At 42.5% G+C, this 14,397-nt stretch carries 5 protein-coding genes; 3 read left to right on the top strand and 2 right to left on the bottom strand.

The window, feature by feature from the left end:
- Positions 1-330: 330 nt before the first annotated feature.
- On the top strand, positions 331-1,242 hold the full coding sequence (locus tag M3234_RS00930) for a CPBP family intramembrane glutamic endopeptidase (protein WP_262302879.1): 912 nt from the start codon (positions 331-333) through the stop codon (positions 1,240-1,242).
- A 266-nt stretch (positions 1,243-1,508) separates the two neighbouring features.
- Here M3234_RS00930 and M3234_RS00925 read toward each other — a convergent pair whose 3' ends face one another.
- Positions 1,509-2,132, bottom strand: coding sequence for a hypothetical protein (locus M3234_RS00925; protein ID WP_262302878.1), 624 nt, complete (start codon positions 2,130-2,132; stop codon positions 1,509-1,511).
- Positions 2,133-2,494: 362 nt separating this feature from the next.
- Between M3234_RS00925 and M3234_RS00920 the strand changes: the two genes are divergently transcribed.
- Positions 2,495-8,539, top strand: coding sequence for a 5'-nucleotidase C-terminal domain-containing protein (locus M3234_RS00920; protein WP_262302877.1), 6,045 nt, complete (start codon positions 2,495-2,497; stop codon positions 8,537-8,539).
- Between the two features lie 231 nt (positions 8,540-8,770).
- A complete protein-coding gene (locus M3234_RS00915) occupies positions 8,771-11,506 on the top strand; it encodes a bifunctional 2',3'-cyclic-nucleotide 2'-phosphodiesterase/3'-nucleotidase (RefSeq protein WP_262302876.1) in 2,736 nt (911 codons plus the stop codon).
- Between the two features lie 84 nt (positions 11,507-11,590).
- Here M3234_RS00915 and M3234_RS00910 read toward each other — a convergent pair whose 3' ends face one another.
- On the bottom strand, positions 11,591-14,203 hold the full coding sequence (locus M3234_RS00910) for an Ig-like domain-containing protein (RefSeq protein WP_262302875.1): 2,613 nt from the start codon (positions 14,201-14,203) through the stop codon (positions 11,591-11,593).
- Positions 14,204-14,397: the final 194 nt, after the last annotated feature.

Here is a 14,397-nt window from a genome sequence, read left to right as displayed (position 1 = left end):
ATACAAAATAAATTCACATCGACTGCTTGTACTAACATATGTCAGTTTCGCCGAGAAAATACTATTTTAAACGATGTGGTGGGGGTAGTTTTTGATGCAAAGTTGGAAACAATATTTGGATGCTATTTACCTGTGAATATGTTAAATTATTACTATTAAAATTGAGTCTGTTAATGAAATGGGGATAGCCTTGTGAAAAGAATCTGGAAGTGGGCGATTGCCTGTTTATTATTCCTGATTGTGTTAAACGGGTTTGGGATACTGACTGTGACTTTTAGCCGGTAACGCGAAATCCGTCGACCATACTACTAAAGCGGGGAATGACGTTTAATGACGAATAATTTAACAAGTTCTATATCGAAAAAGCTGCTGGCAGCGCTTTTGGTCGTAACCATTGGAGCCGAAATACTGCTCTACTTAACCCGCTTCAGTTCCCTGGCAAGCACCCTCTATGATGCTGTCATGGTCGCCTCGATTTTTGTCGGAATCAAGCTGCACCGCCGGCTTTGGAGCAGTGTGGTACGTCCAAAGACAAAGCGGCAGCTGACGCTACAGTTCACAGGCGCTTTCCTGATTTTCTTTTTTGGAAGTGCGAGTATTAACATTTATTCAAGCGTGATATACAACGATTTTAGTGATGATTATGGGGAGTATGTCGAAGACTACACCGAGATGCAGACGTATGAGGATGAAACGGCGAAGGCTCCGGATCCTGAAGAATCGGCGGTTTGGTCCTTTATTGACAGGGTTGATACGATTGGCTCGGATATCTACCTCGATGCGATGGCCGGGCTTGAGGAAGTGTGGCGCCTCGCCTATATCGTCCTGTTCCTCGTCGTCTGCAAAAGGCTATTCCGCGGGCGGTGGGAGAGCGGCCGAAGGGACATCTTTGTGATGGCCGCCTTGTTCTTCACATCGATTCTCTTTGGGGTTGACCATACATTGGACAGCGAGCAATCATGGCCGGTACGAATCGGCGCCATTGTCACCTTTGCCAACATGGGCCTTCTGTTTGGGCTGATTCTGTTATGGACGCGCAACCTGTGGCTGACCGTCCTTGTCCACTCGTTGTACGACATCATGGCCACATTGTCCTGGTATTATATCGATAACGCCGTCGAACTGTTTGCCTTTGGCATCCTAATTGTTTATAGCATTCTATTTCTTTTAGAAAAAATTCAGCAAAAACGTAGGGTGGTTCAGGTGGAGAAGGTTGAGGGGGCTGTGCAAATCGGGGAATAATAGAAGGGAGCGGCATAGGCCGCTCCTATTCTTATGAGCCCGTCAAGGAGGAAAAAGTGCGTTCGCGGTAGCATAAAGAGTTTCTATGAGCCCGTCAGGCTGGAAAAGGAGTGTTTGCGGTAGCATAGAGGGTTTCTATGAGCCCGTCAGGTTGGAAAAAGAGTACTCCCGGTAACATAGCCCCGTCCTATAAGCCCTGTCAAACTTTTAATAGAATGGCCACAGTCACGTAGACCAAATAAAATGCCTACAAATGCAAAACAAGCCTACCAGCCAAACTGGTGGGACTCCCGATTAATCCAATATTGAACGGATCCATCCTCATTTAGCTTATACTTCACTTTTTCCCGGTCAAACTCCCTCAACAAACTCTCCTTCGCCATTTCCTGTTTGATGTCCAGCTCCAGCAGTAACTTATTTAGCTGAATATAATTTACAGCTTTACTCTCGGTGATCATGGTAAGAATCGCCGCACGCTGCTCCATTACCCTAAGAAAATCCTGTTTATGCGCTTTTAATCCAGTAGGTACCGGCATTTTTTTTACATTCAGCACCAGGTCCGCGTGATTAGCATTAGCGAGTTTAAGCCTGCCTATATCTATTTGGTCAGCTCCATCGTAAGCCCCAACCATAAGTTTCATGCTTTCTTGGTTATACTCCTGCTCTTTTATTATGTATTCATTCAATTCCTTTTGATTTGGCGCCCTATATATAATCACGATTATTGCAAGGATTAAGAATAATAAACCAACCCCAACTACCGTAAAAATCACCGAAAAATTAGTTTTAGGAGGAACAACAATAATTTCTTCATCATGACGGTGATAGCAGCCGTTAGCCTTTAGCTCTTCAAGTTCCTGCTTGACTTTTTGCTGGGCTGTAGTCAGCATCCTCATCACCTCCGATAGAAAATAGAACTACTTTTATTCTACTACAAAAGATGACAAAAAAACCATTTATTTCCCAAGAAATGATGAGTTTGGGTAATTAAAGACTACCGATGTAAAAAAAGGATGAATTGTTCGTAAATTTTGTTAAATCTTGTAGATTGAAAGGGAAGTATATACTAAAATAGTAAGTGATTTACTTTACTTTTTCTAGGCTGCCTTATAGAAAAACAGGCTGTCTAAAATGCATTGGAAACGCATCCAAGGTCCTAGAAAAAAATAATCTCCATAGAGGTGATGCCTATTTAGTTTGTTTACTACCCACAAGCAAAGGTATAAACATTCGAAATTAGGAGGCGTAGAGTTTGAGGATCGTTAAAAAACAGCTCTTTATTTTAGCAACTATTTTTACTTTATTAGCAAGCTACGTGTTACCGTACCTCCATCATGCAAGTGCGGCTGAGAACTACATAACAGTAGCGCAGGCGATTGCCAACAACTCGGGATCGGCTACTGTGAAGGGGTATATAGTTGGTTATGCAAAATCAGGGACAAATTATATTACTTCTAATTATCCAGATGATTTTAATTTTGGTATTGCAGACAATCAAAACGAAACTGATCCAACCAAGATTCTCCCTGTTCAAATAACTAGTGACTTTAGGGCGGAATTTGGTCTTAAGTCGAATCCAACCAATCTAGGAAAAATCGTTTTTGTAAGTGGAACACTAACTGCCTATTTTTCAGTACCAGGGTTAAAATCTCCTAGTGCAATCAGTTTTGTGGATGGAGAAGGTGGCCCTGTTGACCCACCGGTTGACCCTCCAATAGACCCGACAGAACCACCGACTGATGGCATCAAAATCAGTGCCATTCAGGGTGAAAGCCACGAGTCGCCATACAAAGGGAAAGATGTTACAGGCGTTGTCGGAGTTGTTACATTCGTTAAGGATGCCAGCAACTTCTATATTCAAGATCCAAATCCTGATAATAATCCGAATACGTCCGAAGGTATCCTTGTTTACAAAAAGACTCACGGTGTGAAAGTGGGCGACCTTGTCTCAGTATCCGGTCTGGTAAAGGAATGGGTGCTTGAAGGCTACAGTGACATGCTGCAAACAGACCTTGCTACGACTGAAATTGACGCAAATGTAACCGGCGGAAACGTTACTGTTCATTCAAGCGGCAACGAGTTGCCAAAAGCGCTTGTCATCGGCAAAGATATCCACCCACCAACTCAAGTGGTGGATAACGATAAGTTTGCCAAATTTGATCCAGAAGAAGACGGAATTGATTTCTGGGAAAGTATCGAAGGCATGCGTGTGGCGATTGAAAATCCTACTGCAGTCGCGCCGCAACGTTATGGCGAAGTTCCGGTTATCGCCGGTAAAGTGGACGGCAAGCCATATACAACTCCAGGCGGAATCTCCATCACGAAAGACAACATGAACCCGGAACGCCTTCCGCTCTTGTTTACAACAAAAGATGAAACAATCAAGGTGAAAACTGGGGACCGCTACGATGGAACGGTTACAGGTGTCATCACCTATACGTTCCAAAACTACAAACTTCTGACTGATAAAAATGCTCTTCCGAAATTGGTCGAAAGTGCCTATCAGCGGGAAGTAACCGATATTGTCAAGGATAGCGACAAATTGACTGTTGCTACCTACAATATGGAAAACTATACAAAGGCCGATGCAGCGAAAACAGCCAAAATTGCTGAATCAATCGTGAACAACCTGAAAAAGCCTGATATTGTCGGCTTAGTTGAAGTTCAGGATAATAACGGCGAAACAGCAGGTGGCACAGCTGCTGACCAAAACTATCAGGCTTTAATCGATGCAATTAAAACAGCAGGCGGCCCTACCTACAAATGGACTGATATCGAGCCTGTCAACAACCAGGATGGTGGCGCTCCTAACGGTAACATCCGTGTAGGCTATATTTACAATCCTGACCGTGTTTCCTTGAAATCAGGAGCACCAAAAGGCGGTTCAACCGAAGCGGTAGGTTATCGGAATGGTTCATTAACCTTGAACCCTGGTAGAATTGATCCGACAAATTCAGCTTTCTCATCAAGCCGTAAGCCATTAGCTGCAGAGTTTACTTTTAACGGCGAAGATGTCATTGTCATTAACAACCACTTCAACTCTAAGGGCGGAGACCTTCCGATTTTCGGTAAAACTCAGCCGCCAACTCTTGGCAGTGAAGTTCAGCGAATGAAGATTGCCGGAGTAGTCAACAGCTTTATTAAAGATGTAAAGAGCAAAAATGCGGATGCAAACATCGTGGTCATGGGTGACTTGAACGACTTCGAATTTTCGAATCCGTTAGTAGCATTAAAAGGCAATGAATTAACAAACCTAATTGAAAAAGTTCCGGCACCAGAAAGATTTACCTACACATATCAAGGAAACTCTCAGGTGCTTGATCACATGCTTGTCAGCAACAACTTGGCAGGTCGTTCCGAAATTGATATTGTTCACTTGAACTCGCCATTTACACCAATGCACGGACGTGTAAGCGATCATGATCCGGTAATTGCGCAAATTGACCTGACAAAACCGGCAAAAGAACCTTTCTCTCTCTCCATCATGCATATGAATGATACCCATGCTGCCTTGGATAACATGCCAAAGACTGTAACAGCTGTGAAAAAAGTGAGAGAAGAAAAACCTAGTTCACTGTTGCTTCATGCAGGGGATGCATTTACTGGAACTTTGTATTTCAATGAGTTCCATGGTCAAGCAGACTTAGCCTTGATGAACCTAATGAAATTTGACGCGATGACATTCGGTAACCATGAATTTGACCTTGGTTCTTCTACAGAAGGCCATCAAGCATTGGTTAACTTTATTAAGGGAGCTAGCTTCCCATTTGTTAGCGCAAACGTTGATTTCTCGAAAGATGCTAAATTCGATGGCCTTTTAAATGATTCCTTTACTTCTAACTACAAGAATGGACAAATCTACAATGGAATCATTAAAGAAGTAAATGGGGAGAAAGTCGGAATCTTCGGGTTAACGACAGAAGAAACAAAAGATATTTCAAGCCCAGGCTCCATTGCGTTTGAAAACTACCTGACAGAGGCAGAAAAGGCAGTTAAAGCTCTTGAAGCAAAAGGTGTTAACAAAATTGTTGCCTTAACTCATATTGGCTATGATGACAATGCAGCAATCGATAACGACTTACTCCTTGCCGAAAAAGTAGAAGGCATTGACGTTATTGTAGGTGGACACAGCCATACAGAATTGAAACAACCAGTTGTAGTGGCAAAGGATGCAACTCCTACCGTCATCGTCCAAACTGGTAACTCGAATAATAGTTTGGGCGTATTGGACGTAGAGTTTGACAAAAATGGTGTGGTAACATCCCATAATGGCCAATTAATTCCAATCGGCTCCCAAGCCGAGGATACCGAAGCAAAAGCGATTTTGGCACCATTCAAAGCACAAGTTGACACTGTTTCTAAAAAAGAAATCGGCGTATCAACTGCAGTTGCATTAGAAAACCCACGTACAAACGGTGATAATACGAAACCAAGCGTACGTAAAAGCGAAACAATTCTTGGTAACCTGATTACAGATGCCATGCTTGCAAAAGCAAAATCATTCACTGGTAAGAATGTCATTATGGCATTGCAAAATGGCGGAGGTATTCGTGCAGCCATTGATGCGGGACCAATTACTGTCGGTGAAGTTATCACAGTACTTCCATTTAATAACACTCTGGCAACTATGGATGTAACAGGTGCTGAACTGAAAAAGGCATTTGAAATTTCCGTTGGTCAATATCCAGCAGAAAACGGCGGCTTCTTGCATATCGCTGGTGGTAAGGTAGAATTTGATCCTACGAAACCAGCTGGTAAACGCGTAGTATCTGTAAAGTACTTGGATGCAAACGGTCAATATGTTGAATTGAAAGACGATATGACTTACACTGTTGCAACCAACGCCTTTACTGCAAAGGGCGGCGACGGCTATGACGTATTTGCGAAAGCATATGCTGAAGGTCGTGTAACAGACCTAGGTCTTTCCGATTGGGAAAACTTACGAGATCATTTAGTGAGCATTGGCAGCAAAGGCATTCCAACTTCTACTGAAGGAAGAATTGTGGATGTATTTACCTTAACTGTTATGCATACAAATGATGTTCATTCTAACTTGAAAGACATGCCTCGGACAATCACAAAAGTGAAAGAGATTAGGGCAGCAAATGCTAACTCACTTCTTCTTCACGCTGGTGACCAATTCACTGGAACCTTGTATTTCAATGAATTCCTGGGTGCAGCAGATTTGGCTATGTTGAAGTTGATGGGTATTGATGCAATGACACTCGGCAACCACGAATTCGATCTAGGTTCTTCAGCAGATGGCCATCAGAAATTGGTTGATTTTATCAAGGGTGCTAACTTCCCATTCGTTAGTGCAAACGTAGATTTCTCCAAAGACTCTAAATTTGAGGGAATCTACCATGATTCTATTGAGTCTGCCTATGCAAATGGTGCAATTTACAATGGAATCGTCAAGATTTTTAATGGTGAAAAAGTTGGTATCTTCGGTTTAACAACGGAAGAAACAGCTGATATTTCAAGCCCAGGTTCCATTGCATTTGAAAACTACTTAACAGAAGCCCAAAAGGCCGTACAAGCTCTTGAAGCAAAAGGTGTTAACAAAATCATCGCATTGACTCATATTGGTTATGACGATAATGCAGCTGTTGATAATGACTTGGTCCTTGCAGAGAAAGTAGAAGGCATCGACATCATTGTTGGCGGACATAGCCATACCACACTGTCAAAACCTGTTGTTGTAGCTAATGATGCAACTCCTACTGTCATCGTTCAAACCGGTAATTCGAACAGTAACTTGGGTGAGCTTAATGTGGTGTTCAATAAAAATGGGGTTATCACTAAGCATGACGGCAAACTGATTCCTATCGACAGCAAGATTGCCGAGGATCAGGAAGCTGTTGAAGTTTTAAAACCATTTAAAGAACAAGTTGATAAAGTTTCCAATGAGGAAATCGGAGTAGATGCTCCAGTTGCGTTGGATAACCCACGTACAAATGGCGATAATTCAAAACCAAGTGTACGTAAAAACGAAACAATCCTAGGTAATTTGATTACGGACGGAATGCTTGAAAAAGCAAAATCCTTCACTGGAAAAAATGTCATTATGGCGTTGCAAAACGGCGGTGGTATCCGTGCGGCAATCGATGCTGGACCAATCACTGTTGGCGAAGTAATTTCAGTGCTTCCATTTAATAATACGCTGGCTACCATGGATGTAACTGGTGCAGAGTTGAAGGAGGCATTTGAAATCTCCCTTGGTCAATACCCAGCGGAAAACGGCGGCTTCTTACATGTATCCGGTGGTAAAGTAGTATTTGATCCTACGAAACCAGCAGGACAACGTATTGTATCCGTATCGTATTTAAATGAAAATGGCAAGTATGTAGAAGTTAAAGACGACGTGAAGTACACGGTAGCAACGAACGCCTTTACAGCTAAGGGTGGAGACGGCTATGGTGTATTCGCAAAAGCCTATGAAGAAGGCCGTGTAACAGATTTAGGTCTTTCCGATTGGGAAAACTTCCGTGATCATTTACTAGATATCGGTAGTGAAGGTATCCCAACTAAGATTGAAGGTAGAATCGTGGATGTTAACACACTACCGGGTGAAGAAGAACCTACACCAGGTGAAGAAGAGCCTCAAGTTGTAGTGGTTACTCCTGAGGCAGGGAATGGCAATAAGTATGAAGTCACTCCAAATGATTTGAAAGAATTAAAAGATGGAGCTACGGTTATCGTTAAAGTTCCAGCGAAGAACAATACAATCTTTGTATCATTGTCTTCAGAAACGATTGCGAAACTTAAAGAAGCAAATGCAACTTTAGTGATTTCCAATGAAGTGGTAGATCTTAAAATTCCGGCATCTATTTTGCCTGATGGTGAAACAGAAATTAAAGTGCAGAAAGACAATCGACAGGATGCTTTAGTTGCCTATGATTTCTCAATCAAATCCAATGGTACTGGATATCACAAGTTTAACGAAAAAGTCACCATGACCTTCGCTGTTGACCCTAAATTAGTGAAGGATCCAAATAAAGTCAAAGTATTCTATTGGAATCCAGAAACGAAGGCTTGGGAATTGGTCGGCGGCGAATATAAAGATGGCAAAATTACCGCCACTACCGATCACTTCAGTACCTTTGGTGTACTGGAAGCAGCAGATACAAAGCAAACTCCGGCTACTGATGCGAAAGGTTCTAATCCGAATGCATCCAAAGGCGGCAATGCGCTTCCAAATACAGCAACGAATGCATATAACTATTTATTACTTGGAATCCTGATTATCGGAGCAGGCGTTACTATCTTTATTAGAAGACGCAAATTAGAAGCTTAATAGGTTCAGCCTTACTCTCTTCGGGGGTAAGGCTGTTTTTATGAAAAAAGATTCATAAAATAGGAATTTTTTAAAAGTAATTCTTTCATTCGTGAATTTTTGACTATATAATGGAAAAGCAGTCAAAAAACGTCATTTCACTCTAATATATGGAAGCGTTACCAACATTATATGTTATGAATCAATGACATTTTGTCTGTAAAAAATATAAAAGGAACGGTGTGATCCTACATGAAGAAAAAAGCAGGCCTAGTCAGCAAGCTTGCCGTAACAGCGCTGATGTGCAGTACCTTCTTGTCTCCATTTGGTTCAATTGCCAGTGCGGAGGGAGAAACAGATTCAGCAGCAGTAAAATTGCGTTTGATGGAAACGACTGATTTGCATGCAAACGTAATGGATTATGATTACTATCAAGACAAGCCAACGATTGAATACGGTCTTGCCAGAACAGCGGAACTTATTCATGCAGCTAGAACGGAAGCAAAGAACTCGATGTTGTTTGATGCAGGGGACTTGCTCCAAGGAAATCCGCTTGCGGACTATGTAGCGAAGATCAAAAAGTTGGGTGCAGACGAGATTCATCCAGTTTTTAAGGCTATGAGTCTATTAGACTATGATGCGGGGATTGTCGGAAACCACGAATTTAACTATGGATTGGATTTCTTAAATAATGCTCTGCAAGAAGCCCCTTACAAGGTCGTTAACGCTAATATTTATGATGCAAATACAGGGAAGAACTACTTTAAACCCTATGAAATTATTAATAAGACTGTAAAAGATGAAAACGGGAATGATCAGATTATTAAAGTCGGTGTCATCGGTTTTGCCCCGCCGCAAATTATGCAGTGGGACAAGGATAACCTAACCGGAAAAGTAACGGTAGAGGATATTGTCGATTCCGCTAATAAGTTTATTCCGAAAATGCGGGCTGAAGGTGCCGATGTTATTGTTGCCATCGCTCACTCTGGCTGCGATATTGCCGTTGATGGCCAAAAAGATGCTGAGAATGCAGTTTATTCTTTAAGTAAAGTGTCCGGTATTGATGCCATCATGTTCGGACATGCCCATTTAACCTTCCCTGGTGACGTTTCCTTTAATGGGAAAAACGGAATTGATAATGCCAAGGGTCACATCAATAATGTCCCGGCACTTGAGGCTGGGTACTGGGGAAATAACTTGGGTGTTATGGACCTTACCTTAGAAAAAATCGATGGAAAATGGAAGGTCACCCAATCTGAATCTGCCAACCGTCCAATTTTTAAAACAGTAGATAAGGTAAAGGTACCCGTTGTATCTACGAATCAAGATATCGTAAATGCGGTAAAAGATGCCCATGAAGGAACACTTACTTACGTGCGTGGAAAAATTGGCGTAACATCTGCACCTTTATACAGCTTTTTTGCCCGTGTTCAAGACGATCCTACAATTCAAATTGTAAACAATGCCCAGAAAGAGTATGTGGAAAAATGGATTGCCGAAAAGCTTCCTGCCTATAAAGGCGTACCGGTTCTTTCAGCAGGCGCACCATTTAAAGCAGGACGTCAGGGACCAAGCGACTATACCAATATTGCCGCTGGCGATTTATCAATCAAGAGTGCCAATGACCTCTATCTCTATCCAAATACCTTGAAAGCAGTCGAGTTAACCGGTGCCCAAGTTAAGGATTGGCTGGAAATGTCAGCAGCACAATTTAACCAAATCGATCCGAATAAAACAGATGTGCAGGAGCTCATCGATTATAATTTCCAAACGTTTAACTACGACGTCATTGATGGGGTCAAATACGAGATCGATGTCACAAAGCCGGCAAAATATGATTTGAACGGTAAGTTAATCAATGCCAACGCAAGCCGGATTATCAATTTCACGATGCCGGATGGCAAGCCAGTTGATTTAAATCAAAAGTTTGTTGTGGTCACAAATAACTATCGTGCAAGCGGCGGCGGAAACTTCCCTGGCCTTGTCGGCGGTATCGCTAAAATTGTTGTGGATTCGCCTGACGAAAACCGTCAAATCCTAATGGATTATATCTCATCAAAGGGAACCATTAATCCGTCTGCCGATATGAACTGGAGAATCGCGCCAATTAACAATAATGTAGCAGTTAAGTTCCAGTCTTCACCGGATGAGGCGGCCAAAACCTTTGCATCCCAGTCTTCCGACATTAAGTTCCTGGAAACCTTTAATGATGCAAACGGCAGTGTTTGGGGATCATTTAAGCTGGATGTGTCTTTACCGGGAACAAAGGTTTTAGAACCGGATACAACTGTCGACGTCAACAAGCTATCAATGTCCGTGAAAGTGGAAACCAAGGATATTGCCGGATTGAAAAAAGGCGCTGTCCTTGCGGTAACACCTAAAGATGCGGAACGCCAAGTAGAACTAAAGGTTACCCTTACTGCAGATGTATTAAACCAGTTAACGCAAAACAATAACGTGCTGCAAGTGAACAAAGGCGATGTCCAAACAGAACTTCCAGCTGCTTTATTAAAATTAATCGCCCAGCAAGCAAATGGTCAAAATGTGACGATTACGATGACGAAGAAGACAGCGGAAGGCTCGATTGGCCCGGTCTATGACTTCGCCATTCAAGCCGGTACAACAACACTCCATGACTTTGGCGGTGAAAAGGTGAACTTAACCTTTAAAGTCGCGTCCAGAGACGTTGCAGGCACCGACCCGTCCAAGGTCAAAGTATTCTATTATAATGAAACAACCAAGAAGTGGGAAGTCCTTGCCGACAGCAAATACGATGCTGCAGCAGGAACGGTTACAGCTGCTGCCACTCACTTCAGTACTTACGGCGTATTTGCTGATACCAATGCTGCCAAAGGAGCGCCAAAGACTATTTCCGGCAAACTGCTGCCAAACACAGGAACAGATGCCTATAACTACTTGTTCTTTGGCTTGCTGATTGTAGCGGCTGGGGTAACATTCTTTATGAAGAGACGTAGAGTGCAAGCTTAGGTGAAAATAAAACAGCCTTACTCCTTGAGGAATAAGGCTGTTTTTATTGAAATCCATTTTTCTTTAAATAACAAAATAGATAATTTAATAGATTCTAAAGTACTCATCAATTCCATCAGCAATGGCCTTAGCCAACGAATTTTGATAGGAATCGGTAAATAATTTTTGCCGTTCAGTGGAATTGCTGATAAAACCCATCTCTAGCAATGTAGCAGGCATGGCACTTTCACGAATTACTGCAAATGAAGCCCCATCCGTTCCACGATTCCCCGCACCGGTGTACTGGACCATATTATCCTGAATTAAGCTTGTCAATCTCATGCTATTAGCAATTCTTTCAGGATTATTATGCATATCTCCATTAATGGTTGAAGGATAATCTGGATTATACTTATAGAAGTATGACTCAATTCCCGAAGCCGAGCTTGGGCCTGAGTTCGTATGGATGCTGACAAAAATATCTGCTTTTAAATCATTTGCCATTTTCGGTCGATCTAGTAATGCAACCGTCGTATCATTATTGCGAGACATATAAACGGTGTAGCCTCGATTGACCAATAGTGCTTGAACCTTTTTCGCAACAGCCAGGTTTAAGTCCGCTTCGTGGTAGCTGCCGAATGTGGCACCAGGATCGGATCCGCCATGTCCGGGGTCTAAGAATACAGTTTTAGCTTGATTAAAGATGACAGTCATATCGGACAAGGTCATGACACGGCCATTTTTGGCTGTTTCTCTAATTGTCAGCATGTGCCGACCCTGCGGAAATTGGGTGGTGTCAAGTGTATACTGAAAACCTGAGTTTCCATTGTTGTATTCTGGATATTTTTTCAGAACATCGGGTCTTGCCTTCCCGTAATCCGCTTGGCCTACCACTACACCGTCCACTAATATTTCAATGCTTTCCACTCCAGCTAAATCCAGTAGCCAGCCGGAAACATTAATGTTTTCTCTCAGGATTGTACTCGGAGCAGGACTATCCAAATAACCTTTAAAATTTTCAATCGTAACAGAACTTTCTGGCAAGGTGATTATTTGACCATTCATACCCGTTGCCCTGATCGTAACCGTATGTTTGCCATCAGCAAATTGGGTGGTGTCGAGAGAATAATGGAAGCCGGCATTTCCATTGTCGTATTCAGGAAACGCTCTTTTTACATCGGACCGTTCATCCCCATAAACGGCTTCACCTACGACCTGTCCGTCTACCAATACTTCAATTTTCGAAACGCCGCTTGGATCCAAGAACCAGCCTGTTACGTTCGTTACCCCTTTTGCACGGGAGTTTGATACAGGACTATCCAAATAGCCTCTCACTTCATTCGAAATGGTAACCTTTATATCTTGTAAAGAAGTCATTCGACCATTCATTCCGGTTTCTCTGACCGTAATGGAATGGGGTCCATTGCTAAACTTTGTGGTATCCAAAAGATAATGAAAGCCGGAATTTCCATTATTAAATTGCGGATGGGCACTTTTTACGTCAGACCGTTCATCTCCATAAACGGCTTCCCCAGCGACAACTCCATCCACCAGCACCTCAATCTTTGATACACCACTTGCGTCCAAGAACCAGCCGGAAACTTTATTGCTTTTTCCATTAAGGTTGGCCCCGGATGACGGCTGATCCACATATCCCTTTATATTAGAGAATGATACTGTAACTGCACGCAATGTTGTTACAATGCCATTCGCACCTGTTTCCCTAATAGCAATGGTATGGCTGCCATCTCCGTATTTAGTAGTGTCAAGGGAATAATAAAAACCGGAGTTACCATTGTTATATTGAGGGTAAGCCTTTTGTACATCCGGACGGGAGCCGCCATATTCTGCCTGGCCGTCCACATTGCCATCCACAAGCACTTCAATCTTGGCCACTCCACTTGCATCTAAAAACCAGCCTGATAGTTGATGAGTTCCATTGAGGGTTGAGCCGGGAGCTGGATTGTCGAGAATCCCTTTGACATTTGATGTCGTGATCGTGATTCCTGGCAATGTAGTAACACGGCCGCCCATGGATGTTTCTCTAATGGCAATAGTATGAGTCCCATCCTTAAATTTGGTGGTGTCAAGTGCATAATGAAAGCCGGCGTTCCCATTGTTATACTGCGGATAAGCCCTTTGGACATCTGGTCTTGGGGCACCATATGCTGCCTGACCTGCAACGTTGCCATCCACCAATACTTCAATTTTCGCCACTCCGCCAGAATCTAATAACCAACCCGATAAGTTGTGAGTACCTGTAAGGGTTGCGCCGGGATTCGGGCTATCCAGATAGCCTTTGACATTGGCAAATGTAACTTGCTTTCCAGGCAATGTAGTGACCTGCCCGGTTATTGAGGTTGATTTGACTGAAACAGTATGAGTCCCATCGTTAAATTTGGATGTGTCAAGGGTAAAATGATAACCGGCGTTTCCGTTGCTGTACTGTGGATAGGCATTTTGGACATCCGGTCTTGGGGCACCATAAGCTGCCTGACCTGCCACATTGCCATTCACTAATATCTCTACTTTAGCAACACCGCTTCCATCAAGAAGCCAACCATTGACCTCTACCTGTCCTTTCACAGTAGACCCGTTCCCTGGTGTATCCATAACTCCTATTGGCGCCAAATTAGTAGCAAACACTGGAATGTTAACGAAAAATAGCGTAACTATTCCTGCAAGTAATATGGCGGCAATTTTTGGGTATAATTTCATTTCTCCATCCTTTCGTTACAAATCTATTAATCCCATATATAATACTATTGTTCTATTAAAAAATAAATATCTTACTCTCAAATTTTTACAATTTCTTTACAAAGTTAGAAGAAAGTTGCCGTTTTTCGTCGAAACAAAGACCCATAAAATTTTTATCATTTTTGTTTATGCTTGTTTATTCCAATTTGTTATGG

Source organism: Neobacillus niacini, assembly GCF_023715785.1.
GTDB classification, from domain to species: domain Bacteria; phylum Bacillota; class Bacilli; order Bacillales; family Cytobacillaceae; genus Neobacillus; species Neobacillus niacini_E.
Note: the sequence above shows the minus strand (reverse complement) of the source record. Positions and strands in the feature narration are given on the sequence as shown.